Below are 20,880 nucleotides of genomic sequence, written 5' to 3' on the forward strand. Positions count from 1 at the left end.
TCTCGCGGAAAATTTTATTGCAGACGCAAAGCCAACTGCTATCGACCAATAAAACAGAATTTGTTTATGACTTGCTTTATACGCGTACTTCGCTTGGTTAATTCCATTTGTAAATCAAAACTGATTTTGTCGGCTTCACCTTGCCGTATTATTGATACTGTCTACGGCTCGCCTTTGCGACATTTTTGATTTGGAAATGAAAAACCATAAAAAATGGTTGCACAGTATGCTGCTTTCGCAACATACTGCTCTGTTTTACACAGGAGAGGGGCACTATTTAATCTTTAAGGTTTCTTTCCCATTCGCCAACTTGCTTTTCTGCTTCTTCCTTACTGATTCCATATGATTCCTGAATACGGCCAACCAGCTGATCGCGCTTCCCGGCAATCGTGTCGAGATGATCGTCCGTGAGGTCGCCCCATTGTTCCTTGATTTTACCTTTGAATTGTTTCCAATTACCTTCGATTTGATTCCAGTTCATTTTGCAGCTCCTTTTTAGGTTTGAATTGAATTTCTACTGCTTGATGCTCATTTCATCGGGGATGTTTTTCACATCCTTGATTTTCTGTGGAACTTCAATAGCCCGGTCAATCTGAGTTTGGTCTTCCACAAAACTGCTGAGTTGAACTTATCGGTAGTGCGTTATTACATTAATTTTTGCCGGCAGTATCTTTTGCTTCACCCTTCTTGGTCCTTATTCATGATGAATTCCTCAATAATAAGTTAATTCTCCACAAAAAGTACCAGGGCGGTTCGCGTGCTACCGGCCGCCTCATTAACTTACATGAGGTTAACGATATTGTAATGCTGGCATGACTACGCTTCTGTACGCTAGCTAACATAGGACTCAATGTAATGTTTTTTCTAAAGTAAAGCTGATTCATTTTCAAGGCTAATTATCGTTTTCAGATTCTTCGCCATCTACTCATGTGTGAATGGTTTCTCAGGACGGGCTGACCAGACCACCCAAGCACTGCTGTGAGCAGAGACTAGCGAACTTCGGTAACGGGCACGGGGTGGGAAGACGCCGTGCAGGTGTTCGTCCCGAAGTGCTTTATTAATCTGGAAGTCTGCCAGCACGCAACCATGCGCTTTGGTGTGAACGTGGCGGAGCGCAGGAAGGTTATCCATATAACGCGATTTGATCGCTTGCTCGATGTTTTCCGTGATAGCCAGCGTTGCGGCTTCTTCCCTTGGCCAAGGCGATTCGCCGAGCTCAATGTCATATTCGATGTCGCTGGCCAGTGTCGGCTCGCTGCCTGAGTGCGCTGTTCGAAAGCAAACTTTTTCCGGGATACTGCAAGCGGTCACAAATATCAGACTTGATAAAAGTACTGCCAGCCTTGTTGAAATTGAGTGGTAGGTGAGTGGTGGCATAATGGTCTCATGTAAAAGCAGGACAGTAATTCAGGACATTCGCTGGATAGGCCTAAAAATGGTAATTTTCCAGTTCTGATTGGACTGAGCCTGCGGAAAACCCATTTCCTTCGCTAGTTAATCCAAACAGGGCCGGAAGGGGCTCTTATTTCCCGTGTCAGTAGCTACTGAAATCGATATGAGAAGTATTACAGGAATCGGGTATCTGGTATGTGCGCTAATATACAATGAAAGTGACGACGAGTAGAGCCGAAGACGTTCTATGTCCCATCACGGGATCCGCGGCGTAAATGATAGTAAACCGAGTAATAATAAACCGAGCGCCAGACCGGCAATTCACGAGGCAATTGTCGCTCTACTGACAACGTGTTTTCTGACCTTACAAAAAGGCATTGACTACCTGACGCATATGCAACTCTCGTGGCTTCCTACAGCTGATACTGATAGATGTGGTTTTAACTATTGCCACGCTCCATCACTCTGGTTGCTCGGATACGTTTCTGCCGTTTTTTGTTGACTCATCATATTGTTGTTAATAGCAAAAAGGCGCTACGTTAACCCAAAACTCATATGTGTGCGCTAACGCACAGAAACGACAGGGGATTAGGTGTACTTTTTTTATCGCATAAGAGTAGATGCTTTGTATTTGAACATCCGGTGTGGGCTGTTTGGTTTGTTTAACGCGGACAACCGTTATAGAAAAATAGAACAGAGAAAACCAAACAGGAGATGAAGCAGACAGGATAGTGACGGGTACAAATTTCATTTTAACATAGGCGCTATTTATGCAGCTTGGACTGTTTGAACTTCCTTGGAGAGAGTATGTACTGGTTACGTTGGGTTTAACGCACATGACCATCGTTCCGGTGACAATTTTTCTACATCGGCATCAGGTGCATTGAGCGCTGGAACTGCATCCATAGCTAATCACTGCTTCCGCTTCTGGTTGTGGCTCACTATCGGGATGGTCATCAAGTAATGAGTGCTTATTCACTGCAAGTACCACCCCAAGTGCCACACCTCTGAAGATTCACGCAGTCCTGACATCTATGGCATCGGAATAGTTCTGTTCAAGGATGCCAAACTTTACCGTATGGAAGCTAGGAACACCGTTACATTGGCTACAAAGGGATGCGGGTGAGTCGCCGCAGGAAGGCGGGCAGCCTTGGAGCAGGCGCTCTATTCCAGTGAAGTGCTAAGGATCATTTACTCGATGCGACAGGGACTGACCGTTCTGTGGAGCCGCTCTACTGCATCCAAGGAACAGCTTGTAAAGTAGCTGGAAGACTGGTGTCAGCGCGCCGAGGAGAGCGGCATCAGAGCATTGCAATAATTCTCTCGGAAATTGCGTTGTTACGACTAACCATTTGGAAGGAGAAATAAAATGACATTAGGAACAATACTACTGATCATTCTGATTCTGATCCTGCTAGGTGTAATTCCAACATGGCCCTACAGCAGGGGGTGGGGTTACGCCCCCAGCGGCATTCTCGGGTTAGTGTTGCTGATCTTGGTCATTCTGATGCTGATGGGACGAATATAGCGCTCGGTAAATTGCATGGAAAGTTATATAGTCAAAGTAATGGATATTACACAACAGGCTCTGTGCTTTAACACGCAGGGCCTGTTTCGGGTATTTTTAGCGAACGAAGGGAAGCACGATTAATTAGCTGGTAATAACGAAGAAATTTATGGCAGGGTTATGCAGAGTGAGGCCGAAAAGTAGATCAATCTCAGCAGTAATCAATCAACTATCCATTCAAGGAGAAACGGTATCGGGCTCTACCATTGAATTTGTGGGTGATACCCGTTGTCGAGTACCCTATTTAAGGGACAGACCTAGAATAAAGAGTTTGTATTCTAGCTTTAGTATTTCTATTCTTTTTTATTCGCGGCCTGGCCCTAAGATATAATTCCATTTCCAAATCAAAACTGACTTTGCCGGCTTCACCTTGCCGTATTATTTATACTGTCTGCGGCTCGCCTTCGCGTCATTTTTGATTTGGAAATGGAATAAGAACTCTGGTGCTATCATTAGATTTAATGAAATTTTTAATTAGCGCTTGAGCAATTGAAAATATCTTTACTATGTTCCGCAACTGGAGTAGTTAGAGAACCTGTTGTGCTGGATGCAACGGTTAAGATGGATGAAAGAAAGAAATCTTTTTCTCTTCATTGACGTAGCAGAAAATCTTACAGAAGCTCAAAATTTTACGAAGTAAAATAGTTTGCGGTTTAAGGGAGGTGAGTTTCCGTCGCAGGTCGCGTCTGTTCTGTAGCTTTACTCTAATTCAAATTTAAATTCATCTCTGTACGACAAGTAGATTTAAATCTTTTGTTGCTTGCGACGTAATCTAAAAATCATAAGTGTTCTCAGCCGCTGTAAATTCCTGAATAACTATCTCAACTCAATGTCTAAGGCAATAAATGGCTTCAGTAGCGGTAAAACCCAAAGCAAAATAACTGATAAGTTGCCTAAATTTCGTTTATTTAATTCGAGAAAGAATGGAGTACTTATTTTTGGATTTCAGCTGTGTAAGAAATCAAACTTTGAAAAGTGCTTAACTTACTTGGACTGATAATCTTTAAAGCATTTATTAAACGTGATGAACAATCATAAACGTCTGGTTTGCTGTTTTCTTATGTGCGGTATGGTGAATGCTTTTTCTTCAGATATACAAGCCAAGGATAATACTCAAAGAAATATCACTAACCAGCAATCACATAATGATCCAACCGCCACCATATTAAATGACATTATTAAAAAAATCAGCACGCAGAAAAAAGAACTTGACAAACAATTAAAACTATTAGCAAAGGCACGCACTGATCAGGAAAAAGAAAAGATTCAATCTAAGATAGACACTCTCGAACAAACAATAGCCGATCAGGAAGATTCGTTTGAAATGATTCTCACCGCTGGGATAGATCTAGGTACCGATGAGACTGCTGCTAAGAAGGATTTTGATTGGCAGCAGGATTTAATCGAAATTATACAGCCCTTTTTGAGAGAGTTACATGAACTTACTGAAAACAAAAGGAAGCTTGATAATCTTCATTTCAGGATTAATTTCTACCAACAACAAATTGAGAAAATAAATGAGGTGCTAAAACATCTCTCAAAAATCAATCAGGAAAACTTGCAAACGGAAGCATTAGCTGAATTTGAACGAATTAACCAGAAATGGCAAGACCAACTCGATGAAGGCAAGCATTTATTCGAGGTTGCTCAGTTGCAGCGCGATGAAATGATTCAGTTTAAGACCGAACAAGAACGTTCATTTCTTAATTACCTACAGGAATTTTCTGAAGGTCGTGGAGCGACCTTGTTTTTAGCGCTAACCGCATTTATTAGCGTCTATTTTATGATGTTATTGATCTTAAAACTTTTTGGTTTGTTGTTAAATGGTAGAGATAAAAAAAGGAATTATTTTCAGAGGCTTATTTTGGTTCTCTATTATTTTCTGACGGTAATATTAGCATTAACTGCGTTTTTTTATGTTCTGGAAGCACGAGATGATGCAGTGATGACCGGTATAATGATTGTAATTCTGATCAGCATTGCTTGGGTATTAAAAAACTCAATTCCTGCTTTTTTTGAAGAATTGAGGCTATTGCTTAATACAGGTTCTGCTCGAGAAGGCGAGTGCATTTCTTATAATGGGATCACTATGCAAATAGGAAGCTTGCATTATTATACTAATCTAACCAATCCATTACTCCCCGGGCTAAAGCTGAGGTTGACATTATCAGAATTAGCTAAATATGTTTCACGTCCTGTTTCCAAAGATGAGCCTTGGTTTCCCTGTAAAGTAGGAGATTATGTGATGCTTTATGGAGATATTTATGGAAAGGTGAAAAACATTACACTTGAGAATATCGTTTTATCATTACCTGATGGAACCATGCCCATCACATACACTATTGAGGATTTCTTATATGCTACTCCACGAAATTTTTCATTAGGTTTTGTCGCTACCACTACATTCGGACTTGATGTTAAGCATCTTGAAATGAGTACTGTTGAGATACCTGCAATTTTGACAGAAGGGATTCATCAAGGAATATTGAAGGAAAGTTTTGGAGTTTCTTTAATAGACTTATCCGTTCATTTTGCTAAAGCTGATCTTTCTGTCTTAGAGTACGAAATTATTGCTAACTTTGATGGTGCTGCAGCTAATGAATTTTATTCCATAATACGCGCTTTACAACGTTATGCAGTACAAATATGCAATGAACAACAATGGATTTCAATAACTGAATAAAATTTTGCTGGTTCTTTACTCTACCAGACATCTATGACTTGGATGTCGCTTTATAATTCCAACTAAAACAATACTCTAATTTTTATCAGCCATTATCCACAGGTTTTGTGGAGGAGGGTTAATTTACAACCTGTAAAAAATATACAGCACTCCACTATTCCTTATAGCTGTTTTCCTGGTTTGCTTTTTATTGAATCCTCAGCGTTTGTTTCAATTTCCGAATTGCTATCTTGATGAGCATATTTGCCGACATTAAAATCCTCGCCGAAAATTTGCCAAAATGCGACGAACAAAACAGCAATAAGCGGACCAACGACGAATCCATTGATTCCCATTAGCGTAAGCCCGCCCAGCGTCGACAATAAAACCATCCAATCAGGTAATTTGGTATCCCGACCAACCAAAATCGGCCGCAAAACGTTATCTGCCAGCCCAATGATAAATACACCATACGCAATTAACACTGTCGCCTCGACCCACTGTGTGATTGTATACAAATAGATTGCAGCTGGCACCCATACCAGGCCTGCACCAATCACCGGAATCATCGAGAAAATTGCCATAATCACACCCCACAACAACGGAGACGGAATGCCTAAAATCCAGAAAATAAGACCACCTAGCGTTCCTTGAAGTATAGCAACCAGTAAATTTCCTTTAACTGTAGCTCTAGCAACCCCGGCAATATTTTGGAAAAGCAACCGCTCGCGCTCGTCACCCATTGGTATGACATGAATGAGCTTTTCAATCAACTGCCGACCATCGCGCAATAGAAAAAACGCAATGTACAACATTAATGCAAGCTTAGTAAAAAAGTTAAAAGTACCGATACCTAACGCTACCGCATTTTGCGTTAGAAAACTACCAATTCCCACCACTACTTCGGTCGCATTTTCATGCAATGAAGCGATATCGATGTCCATCCGTTCAAGAAATTGCTGGATTACCGGAAACGCTTGCCGAATCTGATCGAAATATTGCGCTAGCTGAATCTCACCATTTTCAATACGTTGGTAAAGGGCACTACCCTGCTGAAAAAAAGATGTCAACAACAACAAAAAAGGGATAACGACTAAAAATATACAAGCCGTTAGTGTAATTAAAGCGATCAAATTAGGTCGTTTACCCAATTTTTTTTTCAACCAAATCTGCACTGGATGAAACAGGATTGCAATAATGCAAGCCCATAAAATAGGTGCAAAAAACGGTTTAAGCAGAAATAAAAAAAGACCCGTAACAAATGTTAGTGCAATCAAGAATGTTTGCCGCTCAAGTATTTTGATCATCACAGAGTCCTCGTTATGTCAACACACTTTGGGAAAAGTTATCGTGGTGAGAATAACAGCCGAAATACACCTAAATGATTAAAATTTTGCAAAAACAAAAGCCCTCTTCTCACTTATATTAAGAGCCTGAGAAAGCTACTATAACTCGATTAATCTACAATCTTGCTTGCTCGCCCGAGAGCGGCCTGGAGCTCAACGATTAGCGAGTGGCGTTCGCCCCCATCTACGCTAGCCTAGCTATTTTTTCAAATACTTGATTGTGACTTCATAAACTATTTTTATCCATCGTTGTTTTTATTACTTTTTTGGCTTTGGATTATTTTCTTCTTTAATAGAGAAACTTTAAACTCTGGTTAAGCAGTGATTTTCAATCAATCCTCGTATACTTTTACTTAAAAAATCCCGCACCAGTAGCAGCAAGAAATTCTTCAAGCTGGATTTTGGCGATTTCCTGATTATGTGCTGTACCACACAGATTCCCTGGCTATTATGAGCTAAATTAGTGTGAGCACAGCCATTTATTTCATTGTGCACTAACATTTCCGGCTACTTATAAAGGAGAAGACATGCAAAATATTAGAAATGACTCTTCCGTTTCCATCTGGCAAGCTACCACCACCCTTCCTGCTTTTCCTCCTCTTGAGAGCGATGTTGAAACGGATGTATGCGTGATAGGTGCCGGTATTGCTGGTCTTACCACAGCCTATCTTCTAACCGAACAAAATCAAAAAGTAATACTAATAGATGCCCATTGCATTGGTAGTGGTGAAACCGGGCGTACTACAGCACATTTTTTTCCTCCAGATGAGTGGTATCACAATATCGAAGACCATTTTGGAGCCGAGCATGCTGCCTTAGTAGCCAATAGCTTTTCTAAAGCAATCGATTTAGTTGAATCCATTATCAAAAAAGAACGAATTGATTGTTCATTCGAGCGCTTGGATGGCTATTTATATGCCTACTCTGAGAAAGATTTTAAAAATATCGAAAAGGAATTCAATGCCGCACGCAAAGCGGGCGTCGCTGTTCAGAAACTGGAGCAAGTTCCTGGAATAAGTTTCACTACCGGCCCTTGTATACAATATTCTGACCAGGCCCAGTTCCATCCGCTTAGATATTTGAAGGGATTAACAGAGGCTCTTGTGCGTAATGCCGGTATCGTTCATTGCGGTACTCGTGCACTAAAGATAGAAGGCGACAAATCAATGCAGATAGTGAGTACGGATGGTGGAAAAATTAAAGCCAAATCTGTCGTCGTCGCCACGAATACTCCCTTCAACAATAAATTAGTCATACACACCAAACAAGCCGCGTACAGAACCTATGTAATCGGCGTACGTGTTCCTAAGAAAAGTGTGCCGCGCATTCTAATGTGGGATACCGGTGATCCCTATTACTATGTGCGCCTCGAGACACCAGATTCTGAAAACGACTCTGAAATACTGATTGTGGGCGGGAGGGATCATAAAGTCGGACAAGATGATCATCCTGAGCATCGTTATGACGAAATCGAACAGTGGGTGCGTGAACGCTTTCCAATGGCTCAATCGGTTGAATATCGATGGTCAGGCGAAATCATGGAATCCGCGGATGGCTTAGCGTTTCTCGGACACAATCCGATGGATGACAACAACGTATATGTGATCACAGGGGATTCCGGTAATGGCATGACACATGGCACGCTCGGTGGAATGATTATCACCGATTTGATTATGGGAAGGGATAACCCATGGACTTCCCTGTACAATCCAGCACGTAAAGCCATTCATGGCATTTCCGACTTTGTTACTGAACAAGCTAATACGCAGGCTCAGTATACCGACTGGTTAAAAGGAGGCCAGGTAGCCTCTGTTCAAGAGATCCTGGCAGGGCAAGGGGCCATTGTTCAGGATGGCCTCCACAAATGGGCCGTTTATAGGGATGACCGAGGTGAATTGCATGCGGTATCGGCTGCGTGTACCCATTTAGGATGCGTTGTTCACTTCAATTCCGCAGAACGTTCATGGGATTGCCCTTGCCATGGCTCACGCTTTGATACGAATGGTGAAGTATTACATGGCCCTGCTTCAACTCCGCTTGCGCCCGTAGATCTCGAACTCAATAAAACTTAGGAGTACAAAGTGGATGGCGAAAAATGAATTCGTCATAAATTGAGGGAAATGCTGTTAACTGATCTGACCGAGCTGCCCGTCAATTGGACGGTGCTGATAGCAGTGAAATCCAGAGAAAAACACCGAATAAGTTGCCTGAATTTGGCTTTGCTAATTCGAGAATGGAAAGAATATTTATTTTTACTATGCCTCTTAGGAAGTTAGCATGCTTTAATAAGTACTTAACTTCCTAAGACCCAAAACAAATAAATACAACGTAATATTATTTATCAGTCGCATCTCTGACTGTATCTGCCTCATCTTCTAATCTATCAGCCGTATCTTCTGCTGATTTTCTGATTTGTTTTGCTTGCTCTTCCTTTCTATCAGCTTCTGCCTCACCAGCTTTTTCAGTTGCTTTACGCATTTCTTTGTCTTCCTTGCGAATTTGGTCTGCTCTGTCTTCTAATCGATCAGCTTCCCTCTCCGCTCTGTCGCTAGCAGAACAACTAACAGAAGTTAAAACTAATAAAGAAGCGCTGAGTAACAGAGTTAATTTATTTGATTTATTCATTTCTATGACCTCCAATAATTAAGTTAATGATTTTTATCCTTTTGAAGGATTTAATTTCATCATTCCACTGCTTCAATAGCTTATCCAATATAGTGAGTAATTCAATACGTACAAACACGTAGGGTCTTGTTGACATTTCATAGAGATAATCCGCCTATCTAATTTCTATCAGGCACGGCATCATGTTTTCGTCATTTCTCTTTAGTTTGTCATACCGTGTGATTACTACTCGATATTATCGGCTTCAATATTGGAGCGGACGCAAGCGCTGCCAGTGCGCTACTTCGTTCCATTGAGGAAGGTTATTCCATTTTTAAACCAAAAATCACATTGTCGGCATCACCTTACCGTATGATTGATACTGTCTGCGGCTCGTCTTCGCGCCATTTTTGATTTAGAAATGGCGTTAAATGTGTGCAGATACTTCAGAGAAACGCTCCTTTATAGCAGGGGAAAAATTCACTTTTTAGCAGAAAAATCGGGCAAAGCTGTCATCTGAAATTTTCCTCTGCCATAGCAAAATTTTAAGGGTGGTGCAGAGGCCACTAAATGAAAAAGGGAACGCTGCCTGTTTTTATTGTATTTATGCATAAAAAGAATAATATGGCGTTAGAATCCTTTTGTAATATTCTTTCAATCAGCGTGCAATGCATGAGAAGTATCATGAACTGGCACTATCGGAAAGGAGATTGTTATGATAAATGAGAACTTCGAGCAGATGGATAGCTGGACAAGTGAGGAAGTCGCCAAATTCAAAGGAGCAGCTAAGTTAAAAGAGATCCAGCCGAGGGAAAAAGCAATAGGTTTTCTGGTAAAAACAGCTGCCAAGAAGCCTGGCAGGGTCATCGCTGAGGGAGACTCATGGTTCGATTACTTGCCGGGCACTGACCTTATCGACTGTCTTAAGAACCATTATGATTACGATATCGAGAATTATGCTAAGGCTGGCGATACCTTGGAAAACATGATTTTCGGCACCGGAATCAACAAACACTTCCAGCGGGTTGCTCCGCAGATTGAGACCGTACTGCGCCGGATAAAAGAAGTGCAACCGAAAGTGTTTCTGTTCTCGGGAGGGGGCAACGATGTGGCCGGTGACGAGTTCGAGTCGTATCTGAACCACAAGAATAGCGGTTTATCTGCCTTACGGAAAGATTTCGTCGAAAACATGATTAACATCGTATTTCGTCAATACTTCACAGAGCTTATCAAGCGGGTGGCTGCCGTATCACCAGCCACGCAGATAGTGGCCCATGGTTATGGCCACACGTTTCCAACGGGAGAAAGTGTTGATTTCCTGTTTTTCACCTTTGCAGGGCCGTGGTTGCGGCCGGCACTTGCAAGAAAAGGGATCTTCGAGGCTACTGAACAGCAAAATCTCGTGTTTGAGCTTATTGATAAATACAACGAGATGCTGCGAGAGATGACGCATGTTCACGCCAACTTCCACCATATTGATCTGCGCCCTATTCTCAATCCTGCAAGTGACTGGGCAAACGAGCTTCATTTGAAGAATAGCGCTTATGCACGCTCGGCTGCACAAATTCACGATAAAATACAATCCTTGCTCTAGCCATCGTGGTAGACAATGATGAAAGATTATCGAAATGGAGAGTTAGGAGGTGGAATAATCAGAGGCATTGTTGGTTGCCTTGTCTTATCCGAAATTAAACGTGTCTCACGATAGCAATCGATAATGATCGATTATTCCATTTCTAAATCAAAACTGATTCTGTCGGCTTCACCTTGCCGTATGATGGATACTGTCTGCGGTTCGCCTTTGCGTCATGTTTGATTGAGAAGTGGAATGATGTACTGCTTCACTAGCGCATCAATACGCAACATGCTCCTGCTCTTCCCGCATTTTCATTCTGAATAATAAATGTTAGATTGTCCGATTTATTCGGAGAATCATATGCCCCGGCCGGTTACTCCATCGCTTGCCAGCGATATCATTATCGAACTTATCCATTATCCCAATCGTCCCATTGTCTTGATCGAGCGCGCTCATCTTCCCTATGGCTGGGCCATTCCTGGAGGGTTTGTCGATGTCGGTGAAATGATGGAGCAAGCAGCGGTGCGAGAAGCGCGAGAGGAAGTTAGCTTAGATATAAAGTTGATCGCTTTACTCGGTCTTTATTCTGATCCAAGCCGGGACAGTCGTGGACATACTGTAACAGCAGTTTATGTGGCCGAGGCTTGTGGTGCCCCAGTGGCAGACGACGATGCCAAAAATTGTCAGATATTCAGTGTAGATAATTTGCCCCAGCTTTTGGCTTTCGACCATAGTCTGGTACTCTCCGATTACCTTAATTTTCGTTCGACTGGAAAAGTGGCACCACTACGCGGTGTTTTTAAAATTTAAAGTATCCCTATCGCTTCAAAATTAGGTTTTCATCATCCTTCACTCAGTCTTCGCCCAATAGGGAAGGTATTGATGCCTAATTTTGAGGTACGAGGTGTATGCCTGACAAAAAGTCGCTTTTAATCATTGCATCGCTTGTGCAACCGTTCATTACTTCAGCAATGATCACTGCGCTTACTCTGCCATACGTAGCTAATCCCTAAAATTCTGATATTGCAGTGGAAAGTCTGTAACAGATTTTTTAACAAATGCAATACAGTCCTGCAAGTCATCACGATTCTTGCCCGTAACACGCACGGATTCGCCCTGGATGCTTGCTTGTACCTTTAGCTTGCTTTCTTTGATCAGCTTGACGATCTTTTTCGCCAGTTCAGTTTCCACTCCTACTTTCACAGTGCAGGAACGCTTCACTTTGTTGCCACTGACCTTCTCGATCTTGTCCTTGATATCAAGGGAGCGGATATCTACGCCACGTTTGCTCAACTTGGAAGTGAGAATGTCTTGCACCTGGCCCAGCTGGAATTCATTGTCAGCATACATGGTAAGTTCCATTTCGGCCTGTTCCACGCGCGCGTCTGACCCTTTGAAGTCAAAGCGTGTAGTGACTTCTTTGTTGGTTTGTTCGGCTGCGTTCTTGACTTCGGTTTTATCTACTTCGGATACGATATCAAAAGACGGCATGTTTACTCCTTATAACAGCAAGAAAACAGACAAATTAACTTAATTCCATTTCTAAATCAAAACTGATTTTTGTCGGCTTCACCTTGTCGTATGGTTGAAACTGTCTGCAGCTCGCCTTCGCGTGATTTTCGATTTAGAAATGGAATAAACACTGCGGCTGCGCGGGGTGAAGCATGAGGTGACTCAGGTAACAAGGCTGGGTGCAATAAGGTCGCAGGGGCGCTCCCTGCAACAACGCTTTCGCGCCTGGAGCGGCCCATATTATACCGGCGTGGTGGCTTAATATTCGGCTGAATGAGAAATTTCCAAAGAGGCCTCTATATGTCATGGGCTTAACTCTCCAATTAAGCGATCAATTGCAATTTTAGGATAATTAGGAATCAGCGTCCTCATTACCTGATCTTGAGAAAGCGGTGCTACACCCTTTTATTCAATTCATGCATGAAAAAAATAATATAGTAAGTTTTATAAGATATGGAGATTATGTTGTCATGTGCATGTTCTTATATGCGGCCCTACTACCATTAGTCACACCACTCGAATTTCAGGATTTTACATCGTAGTTCTGACTGCGATGGGCTTGTGCCCATTTGGTTAGCGAACTGTTGTATAGCAGTTTTACAATTTTCTAGTGCCATGTGCTCTGCTTGCTCTCTATCTGGTGCGCGCGCTAATCCATGCACTCCAATCAAGCTGTATCCCTGGTTTGCTCTACAATACTGGTGGCCACAATAATAGTTAGGAAAATAGTCAAGCACCCATTGGCAGCAGCTTCCCCATCCTTCCCGGGGAGGGCTTAAAACATCATATAGAGGTACAGCCAGCACCGTGGCAAATCCCTTGTCGTTGAACCCAGTCTTGTCAACGACATCGCCTTGCACGACTTCACCACGATTATCAAGATAGCTAATTACGGTATTTGGCTGCGGATGCTTAGAACTACAGAGATCAGCCTCATATTGTGCCCGTAGTTTTTCTTGATGCGTTGCACAACCCACTAGGATACTAACTGAAAGTGCGAAAAATACCAGCGGTAGTTTCATTTTTAATTATTACAATTTAGTTTGTGGTTAAATTAGCTGAAGCAGAAATCAGAGAATAAATCTTTTAAGCAAATAAATCATTGGCATTATTTAAAATTTGCGCGAGTAAATTAAACCCTATCATGTAATCTCTTTTAATAAAAGCTTCTTCAATAATGGAAATGATACGCTAAATAGAACCATTCTCATCGCTGTTGCTCATAACAAGTTTCCGTTACTGGATTAGCCTGGTTATAACGTTTATCCACAATTTCCGTGGATAAGGTTGTGAATAATTGCTGTATGTTGAAGAAGAGCCATGTTTATTCAGGACGCTGCAAAAAGATGCAGATCGGATGTTTTTACCACATTAGCGTTAGTGAGTCTAAGGATCGAGACTGCTTTGTCAGCCAAAGTGACAGCTGTATTAATACTTTTCCCAGCTTGAATAATCACGTTATTTCATTTCTAAATCAAAACAGACTTTGTTGGCTTCACCTTGCGTATGATTGATACTGTCGCGACTCGCCTTTGCATCATTTTTGATTTGGAAATGAAATGACTACATGGTTTTTGTGGGGGTATAGTGATAGTTGCCGCTGGCGTACATCGCAGCCAAAGCAGCTTAATCGTATTTGCTGATAAATATTTTTACTTAACCTGGCTACTAGCAATGAGTGTAGGCGAAAATAGTCACTCTCCAGTAATCATTGTTGTGCCAACAGTTGAAAATGCCTGACAATGAGGTTTAATCAATGCACTCTATTATTTTAACAATAGACGAATCTAACAGTTACTCGCATTGAGTAAAAGTAGCTTCTCCATTGAATGTTTGCTGAGGGTCATCCTCACTGGCGCGCAGAAGGAAGATGCCATTCAAAGTATTTGCATCCAGGATGAGATGATAAGTGCCCGACCATAGTCTTTTTTGTGCAGAATCTGGAACATTTTCTGCTTCTGAGGCATGAAGCGAAATCTCGATCTTATCACTTACTGTCGTGCTTGAACCGGTTACCAGCCGCGTATGGTGTTGAAATGGTGGGGTGGTAAGGATATCGAAACTGGCTGTTCCTGAGACTAAACGATTCTTGTTTTTTTTTCTGTGATTCGCTTCCTGATTCGCTTGCTCATTAAAGTCAAAAAGTTGCAACTGCGTGTCACCATGCCCTGGCATTGCGGTATTCAACAACCAGCAATAAGGAGCAGAGTCAGCCTGTGCCACTGAAGCCAAGCTAAAGATACTCACCAAAAGTAAATGATTAATAGTTTTCATGAGACCTCTTAAAGCAGTATTAATATTTAGCAGTTAAATAAAGCTGTAACTGCTAAATTAATAGCACTTGGTGCATAAGTAATTCTATTTCTAAATCAAAACTGACATTGCCAGCTTTACGTTGCCGTATGAGTGATACTGTCGGCGGCTCGCCTTTGCGTCATGTTTGATTTGGAAATGGAATAACGCTTTGTAACACTTAGCCATTGCTAACTTCAAACATACTTGTTCCAGCAAACTGTAAAAAAAATCGACAAAATAAATCCTCTCAAAAGCAGAGAAGAGACCACGGCTCAAGCTACTTGCGCTTTATTACGAAATGATAATAAAACGCAACCAATAGGCAAGCAATAATGCATACGCATACAATTTTGTGTCTGAATAGCAGAAACATGAAAAAAAGCCATATGATCAACCTGTTGCGTTATTGCGTCAGGTAAATCAAGTTATCTGATATTAAAAATCCAGGCTGGCTCGTGTCATTTCGATAATTTTGTAAAAGAATTCTTTTTTTCTGTCGAAATTTTTTACAGAATTATCTGGCGGCGGGGTTTCATTGATTAATTAATAATCATCAATCAAATTAAATTAATTTGAAAACAATAATATATATTAATTCCGTTTAAATCGGCATATTTATTGCTGATATTAAAGGAAATCATATTAAATTCAAATTAAGCGTTTTATAAATTTAAGATTGAGTCAGACAAAGCGTGAACTGAAATAAAACAACTCTGACTAAAATAGATAATAATAATGAGAAGTATCTTTCCAGATTTGTTATCTGCTTTGTTTTTTATGATTCTTAAGGGTGTTCTAATCTTTGTATGAGCCATCAGGAATTCCCGCTCTTAAGAGTGGCCTATGCAATTTTTTTGAAAAGGACTACTTATGAGTGTAAATATAGTTGACATAGATCAGAGTCAAGCCAAACGACTTACTCGGAGTCAAGGTAAACGGCTTACGCCAGCACTATACACATTGTTAGAAGCATGTGTTGAAATGAAAACAACCAATACCAAAGTACTCGCGGCTCACTTATGTCGCTCTCCTGCCACCATTCGTACTGAGTTCCAACGAATTCTTTCCTTTATGGATGTGCATTGCAGATATGAGGCATTGCGAAAAGCAGAAGATAATGGGTTGATCCGACGACGTAAGCGAAGATAAGTTGGCAAGGAATGGCAAGAAATTTGGTAGAGCAATCTGCTGATGCTGAAATTTCCATTCCAGCCTTATTGGCAAGAACATACTTATAACATATTAACTATCTATGTTACTGTTACTTTCTGGAAGCGCTTCATCTGGGATTGTAATTAATATATTGCTGTATATCTGACGTGATAGTTAAATAATCGATCTCATGGTAGCTTTTGATGTTCCTGGTATTGTGAGATAAAAAGGTATGCTCATGTATTATTGCTAAACTTTTTTTATTCTTGAGCATCGCTATGGAACAAAGCGTGACGATGCCTCGCGAGCTTCGCTGACTGAATGCACGGTATAAATTCTTTGTTTTAATCTACGGATCACAGCAAATCAGACCATCTCCTACTTTTCTCAATGAGAATATTTGCTTTGTCTGGACATAATAGGGCAATATCGGTAATTGGCAACTTGATTTGCTTTTTATTGATTGACGCTCTGCCGCCCAATGGGAGATCAAATCAAAATGTCGCTGCTCTTCGTATTACCTATCATAAAGTGCCATGATGTGATGTGGCTGCTGCCATGACAGCGTGCAGGCAGCTGGCGAAGGTTGATTGAGTATGGTGAATCATCAAAACATTGATATCCATAGCTCTACGATAAAGCACGAAATAACGTTTAGCTAATCTGGAGATGATCTGGAGATGAGCTCAGATAAGCTCTAATTTGATAAGATTTTCCACAATTTTGGCGGGAGAATGCTATGACGAAAAAAATGATCATAATTTTGGCCCTGATCCTAGCTGCATGCACAAGTATCAGAGGACCGAAAGAGCAGCCATGGATTTATGAAGAACCGATAGCTGGAAATCATGTTGATCTGGCACGCTGCGTTGTGGCTAGGTTGCAAGCGGATAGCAGATGGTCAATTCGTATGTTGCAATTCAGCAACCGACTCTATCAGGATATCGACGCATCCGCAATTTATGCCTATGACACAAGATTCCTGCCGGGTATCTTTGCGCGTAATTCCCCTACCAATCCCGATGCAGTGTTTGAATATGTTGCCCCGAACCCAGGAATCCGCTCCTATCATCAAGATAGTGCCGAGGTGGAACCTGCTTATGCATTTGTTTTGATGATTAAGAATATGGGTGATAACCGTACGATGGCGACTTTGAAAGGCAATAAGCATGTAGGGGGTATCGCTTGGCAGCATTTGCAAACGTGCGTACTGACCAGAGCACAGTCTTCGTAATAGTGCTTCAGTTTGGCTGATCAAGGTTTGCCATTAGGCTCACTACTGTACACTTATGAATTCATGGCATGCTGTTTCAGCTTGCAAAAATAAAAATGTTATTCTTGTCAGTAATTTAAAACATGTTTCGAGGCTACGATGTGATCATCATCGGTGCGGGTGCAGCCGGGTTGATGTGTGCGATACAAGCCGGGAAGCGCGGACGGCACGTATGGTTGATCGACCATATGGCAAAAATTGCGGAGAAAATACGCATTTCAGGTGGCGGGCGCTGCAATTTTACTAATCTCCATGCGCAGCACCAATGTTATCTTTCGCAAAACCCACATTTTTGCAAATCAGCACTCAAGCAATATACAGTTCAAGATTTTATTTCTCTAGTGCGCAAGCATAACATTGCTTTTCATGAGAAAAAGCTGGGGCAGCTATTTTGTGATGATTCGTCCAAGCAGATCATTAATATGCTACTCACGGAAGCGCGTCAGGCAGGCGTCAAGCTGGAGACACAAACATGTGTGTTTGATATTGAGGCTGTTCCAGGTGGTTATCGTGTCAAGACCAATAAAGGTGATCAAATTTGCACTTCGCTTGTGATTGCAACGGGTGGCCTTTCTATACCGAAAATCGGGGCAAGCAATTTCGGTTATGAAATCGCCAGGAAGTTTGGTTTGAATGTCATCAAACCCAGAGCCGGCCTGGTCCCCTTGACGTTTGACGGTGCGTTATTGGAGCGGTGCAAAGCATTAAGCGGTGTTTCAGTCGAGGCGAAAATCTGCTACCAAAAGCAGGTCTTTGCTGAGGGACTGTTATTTACCCACCGCGGCTTAAGCGGCCCATCCATCTTGCAAATCTCGTCTTATTGGCAAGAGGGAGAGCCAATCAGGATTAATCTGGCGCCTGGGATAGATGTTTTCAGGTTTCTGAAAGAAAAGAAGCACAGCAACTCAAAAATGCACGTTAGTAATGCCCTTTCTGAGATTCTTCCCAAACGCCTGGCACAAAGCATCTGTGATGAGCAGACGTGCAATGGCATATTGGGCTCACTACCTGATAGTAAGCTGGCAGTGCTTGCGCGTGCAGTCAATGACTGGCACATCCATCCCACTGGCACTGAAGGCTACCGCACAGCAGAAGTCACGGTAGGCGGTATCGATACGCAAGAACTCTCATCGCAGACAATGGAGGTCAAAAAGCATCCCGGTCTGTTTTTTATCGGAGAGGTTATCGATGTGACAGGCCATTTAGGCGGCTTTAATTTCCAGTGGGCCTGGTCTTCGGGTTATGCTGCAGGGGTGGTTGTGTAGCGCACACTACCTATAAGGAATTAGAATTTAGGCTTATCTTTTGCTGAGGTATACCGTTTGACGCCCTCTATGATCTCTGCTTTGGCATCTTCAATACCGCCCCAACCTTCAATCTTGACCCATTTTCCCTTTTCTAAATCTTTGTAATGCGCAAAGAAATGTGCAATCTGCGCACGCATGAATTCAGACAGATCGTCCACTGATTTAATTTGCGTGTAAAGGTTGCATAATTTGTCAATCGGCACGGCCACTAACTTGATATCTTCACCGGCCTCATCGGTCATTTTTAATGCGCCAAGCGGTCGACAGCGAACAACTACACCAGTAATCAAGGGTACCGGCGAAATAACCAGCACATCTACTGGATCTTCGTCCCCGGATAAGGTATGCGGGATATAACCATAATTACACGGGTAATGCATGGAGGTAGACATAAAGCGATCTACAAACAGGGCACCTGTTTTCTTGTCCATTTCATATTTGATGGGATCAGAATTCATGGGTATTTCAACGATCACATTGAAATCATTGGGAAGGTCATGACCTGAATCGACACGATCTAAGTTCATCGGCAGTCCTGAAAATTGTTAATACGCTATTATAACGGTAAGCGTTGATTATCACGGCATGATTGATTGATTCATGCTTAACTTTTCTTCTATAAAGTGGTACGTTAACTTAGTCTTATGCGCATGTTACTTAAACTGGTTATTTTCATGGCAGCCGCTTATGCGACTTTGTTGTTATTGGTATTTTTTGCCCAATCGTATCTTATCTATTTCCCGCAACGCAACATTACCTTTACACCCGAGCGGGAAGGCCTTGCCTATGAGCCGGTGACGATTGCCACGGCTGATAAGGAAACCCTACATGGATGGTTTGTACCGGCCCCTTCCGCTGCTAAAGGAACCATTCTTTTCTTTCATGGCAATGCTGGCAATATTTCCCATCGAAGGGATTATTTATTGACGTTTTATCGATTGGGGTATAACACCTTCATTTTCGATTACCGAGGTTATGGCAGAAGCAGCGGTTCACCGTCAGAAACTGGCACATATCAAGACGCATCAGCAGCATGGCAGTATTTGACCGAAATAAAAGCTATCCCACCTTCTCGTATCGTGCTATTCGGTGAATCACTTGGCGGTGCTGTCGCAGCATGGCTTGCTGCCAAGCAAAAACCCGGCGCATTAGTGTTGGCGTCGGTATTTATTTCGGTACCTGACCTGGCATCAGAATTGTATCCATTCCTGCCAGTGCGCCTTCTCTCCCGATTCCAATACAATACGATCGATTATTTGCAGTCTGTCATTTGTCCGGTAGTGATCGCGCATAGCCGCCAAGATGAAATCGTGCCTTTTTGGCACGGCCAGGCGCTCTTTCAAGTGGCAGCCGAACCAAAGCTATTCCTGACGTTGGAGGGCGGGCACAACGAAGGTTTTATTTTTAGCCGCAAAGAATGGGCCATGGCGCTGGATGATTTTATCAGTACCAGATTGGAGGCGGCTAGTAGCTTGTCCCAGTAATACCATTTCTCAATCAAATCTGACTCTGTCGGCTTCACCTTATTGTATTCTTGATACTACTAGCGGTGCGCCTTCGTGTCATCTTTGATTTGGAATGGAATATTATTAACATCGACATATTGTTTGGCTTGAATCGGGCCAAGGCTGACGTTCGCGCAGCTTATTGGTTTAATATGCTTACCGCGAACAGTCATTAATAGATATTGTCAGATGGGATATCAATTTAAATAGAAGCTGCAAATATACTTTTGAATAATTTCTCTGCTTATGGGGGGGTTGCTAGATGAGCTTTGGTCCATTGAAGTGGACTTATTCCATTTCTAAATCAAAACTGACTTTGTTAGTTTCACCTTGTCTATGATTGATACAGTCTGCGGTTCGCCTTCGCGCCATTTTTGATTTAGGATTTAGAAATGGAATGAGTCAAGTTCAATTAACCAAGGAAATAAGGAGATTCAGATGAAATTGCGTCATTTTATCGTTATGCTATACCTGCTTGTTTTTAGTAGCGGAGCATACGCATATCGTTATACGATCGATATGAGAAAAATTGATGAGGCTTTGGCAAATAAACCGGCGATCACTGAAACGCAAGAAACTGAGGTCCGGAAGTTGCGAGCCGAAGGTGAAACCTTACATAGCAAAGGAAAGCATTCAGAAGCACTGGAAGCGCTTCCCAAAGCGCTGGAAATACTCGATATCCAGTAACC

The 20,880-nt window shown here is 42.0% G+C and carries 19 protein-coding genes and 1 pseudogene; 10 read left to right on the plus strand and 10 right to left on the minus strand.

Annotation, left to right across the window (positions count from 1 at the left end; translation table 11 throughout):
- Nucleotides 1–277: 277 nt before the first annotated feature.
- Nucleotides 278–481, minus strand: coding sequence for a CsbD family protein (locus tag BM283_RS09620; protein WP_090692459.1), 204 nt, complete (start codon nucleotides 479–481; stop codon nucleotides 278–280).
- A 440-nt stretch (nucleotides 482–921) separates the two neighbouring features.
- Nucleotides 922–1,377, minus strand: coding sequence for a hypothetical protein (locus BM283_RS18825; RefSeq protein WP_175492090.1), 456 nt, complete (start codon nucleotides 1,375–1,377; stop codon nucleotides 922–924).
- A gap of 1,384 nt (nucleotides 1,378–2,761) precedes the next feature.
- Between BM283_RS18825 and BM283_RS09635 the strand changes: the two genes are divergently transcribed.
- Nucleotides 2,762–2,920, plus strand: coding sequence for a DUF3309 family protein (locus tag BM283_RS09635; protein WP_046849817.1), 159 nt, complete (start codon nucleotides 2,762–2,764; stop codon nucleotides 2,918–2,920).
- Between the two features lie 1,063 nt (nucleotides 2,921–3,983).
- Entirely contained in the window at nucleotides 3,984–5,642 is a 1,659-nt protein-coding gene (locus tag BM283_RS09640) for a coiled-coil domain-containing protein (RefSeq protein WP_217646494.1), read from the plus strand.
- A gap of 161 nt (nucleotides 5,643–5,803) precedes the next feature.
- On the opposite strand, the gene BM283_RS09645 is transcribed toward BM283_RS09640, so the two are convergent.
- Nucleotides 5,804–6,928 (minus strand): AI-2E family transporter, encoded by a 1,125-nt coding sequence (locus tag BM283_RS09645; RefSeq protein ID WP_090692464.1) that lies wholly within the window; start codon nucleotides 6,926–6,928, stop codon nucleotides 5,804–5,806.
- Between the two features lie 566 nt (nucleotides 6,929–7,494).
- On the opposite strand from BM283_RS09645, the gene BM283_RS09650 reads away from it, so the two are divergent.
- The gene (locus BM283_RS09650) at nucleotides 7,495–9,039 is read left to right on the plus strand and encodes an FAD-dependent oxidoreductase (protein WP_090692465.1); all 1,545 of its coding nucleotides are present in this window, start codon (nucleotides 7,495–7,497) and stop codon (nucleotides 9,037–9,039) included.
- A gap of 35 nt (nucleotides 9,040–9,074) precedes the next feature.
- On the opposite strand, the pseudogene BM283_RS19975 reads toward BM283_RS09650, so the two are convergent.
- Together BM283_RS19975 and BM283_RS09655 are read right to left on the minus strand one after the other, a co-directional pair.
- A pseudogene (locus BM283_RS19975) lies at nucleotides 9,075–9,194 on the minus strand (IS1595 family transposase); the annotation flags it as partial.
- 107 nt (nucleotides 9,195–9,301) lie between these two features.
- Complete coding sequence (locus BM283_RS09655; RefSeq protein ID WP_090692467.1) at nucleotides 9,302–9,592, minus strand: hypothetical protein; 291 nt, start codon at nucleotides 9,590–9,592, stop codon at nucleotides 9,302–9,304.
- 694 nt (nucleotides 9,593–10,286) lie between these two features.
- Here BM283_RS09655 and BM283_RS09660 point away from each other — a divergent pair.
- Together BM283_RS09660 and BM283_RS09665 are read left to right on the plus strand one after the other, a co-directional pair.
- The gene (locus BM283_RS09660; protein ID WP_090692470.1) at nucleotides 10,287–11,165 is read left to right on the plus strand and encodes an SGNH/GDSL hydrolase family protein; all 879 of its coding nucleotides are present in this window, start codon (nucleotides 10,287–10,289) and stop codon (nucleotides 11,163–11,165) included.
- Nucleotides 11,166–11,507: 342 nt separating this feature from the next.
- Nucleotides 11,508–11,957, plus strand: coding sequence for an NUDIX domain-containing protein (locus BM283_RS09665; protein WP_090692471.1), 450 nt, complete (start codon nucleotides 11,508–11,510; stop codon nucleotides 11,955–11,957).
- A 192-nt stretch (nucleotides 11,958–12,149) separates the two neighbouring features.
- On the opposite strand, the gene BM283_RS09670 is transcribed toward BM283_RS09665, so the two are convergent.
- From BM283_RS09670 to BM283_RS09685, 4 genes are all read right to left on the minus strand, one after another.
- Nucleotides 12,150–12,638: a YajQ family cyclic di-GMP-binding protein gene (locus BM283_RS09670; RefSeq protein WP_090692474.1), complete on the minus strand. Its 489-nt coding sequence runs from the start codon at nucleotides 12,636–12,638 to the stop codon at nucleotides 12,150–12,152.
- 56 nt (nucleotides 12,639–12,694) lie between these two features.
- Entirely contained in the window at nucleotides 12,695–12,898 is a 204-nt protein-coding gene (locus tag BM283_RS09675) for a hypothetical protein (RefSeq protein WP_090692477.1), read from the minus strand.
- 264 nt (nucleotides 12,899–13,162) lie between these two features.
- The gene (locus tag BM283_RS09680; protein ID WP_090692478.1) at nucleotides 13,163–13,681 is read right to left on the minus strand and encodes a hypothetical protein; all 519 of its coding nucleotides are present in this window, start codon (nucleotides 13,679–13,681) and stop codon (nucleotides 13,163–13,165) included.
- Nucleotides 13,682–14,453: 772 nt separating this feature from the next.
- Nucleotides 14,454–14,933, minus strand: coding sequence for a hypothetical protein (locus tag BM283_RS09685; protein ID WP_090692481.1), 480 nt, complete (start codon nucleotides 14,931–14,933; stop codon nucleotides 14,454–14,456).
- Between the two features lie 891 nt (nucleotides 14,934–15,824).
- Between BM283_RS09685 and BM283_RS19980 the strand changes: the two genes are divergently transcribed.
- The 3 genes from BM283_RS19980 to BM283_RS09700 all read left to right on the plus strand — a co-directional run bounded on the left by BM283_RS19980 (nucleotide 15,825) and on the right by BM283_RS09700 (nucleotide 18,644).
- On the plus strand, nucleotides 15,825–16,103 hold the full coding sequence (locus tag BM283_RS19980; protein WP_090692483.1) for a helix-turn-helix domain-containing protein: 279 nt from the start codon (nucleotides 15,825–15,827) through the stop codon (nucleotides 16,101–16,103).
- 742 nt (nucleotides 16,104–16,845) lie between these two features.
- On the plus strand, nucleotides 16,846–17,340 hold the full coding sequence (locus BM283_RS09695; RefSeq protein WP_090692485.1) for a hypothetical protein: 495 nt from the start codon (nucleotides 16,846–16,848) through the stop codon (nucleotides 17,338–17,340).
- 122 nt (nucleotides 17,341–17,462) lie between these two features.
- Entirely contained in the window at nucleotides 17,463–18,644 is a 1,182-nt protein-coding gene (locus BM283_RS09700) for a BaiN/RdsA family NAD(P)/FAD-dependent oxidoreductase (protein ID WP_090692488.1), read from the plus strand.
- A 20-nt stretch (nucleotides 18,645–18,664) separates the two neighbouring features.
- Here BM283_RS09700 and ppa read toward each other — a convergent pair whose 3' ends face one another.
- Nucleotides 18,665–19,213, minus strand: a complete 549-nt coding sequence (gene ppa / locus BM283_RS09705) for an inorganic diphosphatase (protein WP_090692490.1) — start codon at nucleotides 19,211–19,213, stop codon at nucleotides 18,665–18,667.
- A 147-nt stretch (nucleotides 19,214–19,360) separates the two neighbouring features.
- Here ppa and BM283_RS09710 point away from each other — a divergent pair, with 147 nt between their 5' ends.
- Nucleotides 19,361–20,170 carry an alpha/beta hydrolase gene (locus tag BM283_RS09710; protein ID WP_254776311.1) on the plus strand — a complete coding sequence of 270 codons (810 nt, stop codon included), beginning with the start codon at nucleotides 19,361–19,363 and terminating at the stop codon, nucleotides 20,168–20,170.
- A 459-nt stretch (nucleotides 20,171–20,629) separates the two neighbouring features.
- The gene (locus BM283_RS09715; protein WP_090692494.1) at nucleotides 20,630–20,878 is read left to right on the plus strand and encodes a hypothetical protein; all 249 of its coding nucleotides are present in this window, start codon (nucleotides 20,630–20,632) and stop codon (nucleotides 20,876–20,878) included.
- Nucleotides 20,879–20,880: the final 2 nt, after the last annotated feature.

The sequence above is a fragment of the Nitrosomonas sp. Nm34 genome, from assembly GCF_900113925.1.
Taxonomy (GTDB): Bacteria; Pseudomonadota; Gammaproteobacteria; order Burkholderiales; family Nitrosomonadaceae; genus Nitrosomonas.

Excerpts from the sequence above, each read along its gene's own strand:
- BM283_RS09620 (WP_090692459.1), bottom strand. The coding sequence starts at position 481 with ATGAACTGGAATCAAATCGAAGGTAATTGGAAACAATTCAAAGGTAAA.
- BM283_RS18825 (WP_175492090.1), bottom strand. The coding sequence starts at position 1,377 with ATGCCACCACTCACCTACCACTCAATTTCAACAAGGCTGGCAGTACTT.
- BM283_RS09635 (WP_046849817.1), top strand. The coding sequence starts at position 2,762 with ATGACATTAGGAACAATACTACTGATCATTCTGATTCTGATCCTGCTA.
- BM283_RS09640 (WP_217646494.1), top strand. The coding sequence starts at position 3,984 with ATGAACAATCATAAACGTCTGGTTTGCTGTTTTCTTATGTGCGGTATG.
- BM283_RS09645 (WP_090692464.1), bottom strand. The coding sequence starts at position 6,928 with ATGATCAAAATACTTGAGCGGCAAACATTCTTGATTGCACTAACATTT.
- BM283_RS09650 (WP_090692465.1), top strand. The coding sequence starts at position 7,495 with ATGCAAAATATTAGAAATGACTCTTCCGTTTCCATCTGGCAAGCTACC.
- BM283_RS09655 (WP_090692467.1), bottom strand. The coding sequence starts at position 9,592 with ATGAATAAATCAAATAAATTAACTCTGTTACTCAGCGCTTCTTTATTA.
- BM283_RS09660 (WP_090692470.1), top strand. The coding sequence starts at position 10,287 with ATGATAAATGAGAACTTCGAGCAGATGGATAGCTGGACAAGTGAGGAA.
- BM283_RS09665 (WP_090692471.1), top strand. The coding sequence starts at position 11,508 with ATGCCCCGGCCGGTTACTCCATCGCTTGCCAGCGATATCATTATCGAA.
- BM283_RS09670 (WP_090692474.1), bottom strand. The coding sequence starts at position 12,638 with ATGCCGTCTTTTGATATCGTATCCGAAGTAGATAAAACCGAAGTCAAG.
- BM283_RS09675 (WP_090692477.1), bottom strand. The coding sequence starts at position 12,898 with ATGGGCCGCTCCAGGCGCGAAAGCGTTGTTGCAGGGAGCGCCCCTGCG.
- BM283_RS09680 (WP_090692478.1), bottom strand. The coding sequence starts at position 13,681 with ATGAAACTACCGCTGGTATTTTTCGCACTTTCAGTTAGTATCCTAGTG.
- BM283_RS09685 (WP_090692481.1), bottom strand. The coding sequence starts at position 14,933 with ATGAAAACTATTAATCATTTACTTTTGGTGAGTATCTTTAGCTTGGCT.
- BM283_RS19980 (WP_090692483.1), top strand. The coding sequence starts at position 15,825 with ATGAGTGTAAATATAGTTGACATAGATCAGAGTCAAGCCAAACGACTT.
- BM283_RS09695 (WP_090692485.1), top strand. The coding sequence starts at position 16,846 with ATGACGAAAAAAATGATCATAATTTTGGCCCTGATCCTAGCTGCATGC.
- BM283_RS09700 (WP_090692488.1), top strand. The coding sequence starts at position 17,463 with ATGTTTCGAGGCTACGATGTGATCATCATCGGTGCGGGTGCAGCCGGG.
- ppa (WP_090692490.1), bottom strand. The coding sequence starts at position 19,213 with ATGAACTTAGATCGTGTCGATTCAGGTCATGACCTTCCCAATGATTTC.
- BM283_RS09710 (WP_254776311.1), top strand. The coding sequence starts at position 19,361 with ATGGCAGCCGCTTATGCGACTTTGTTGTTATTGGTATTTTTTGCCCAA.
- BM283_RS09715 (WP_090692494.1), top strand. The coding sequence starts at position 20,630 with ATGAAATTGCGTCATTTTATCGTTATGCTATACCTGCTTGTTTTTAGT.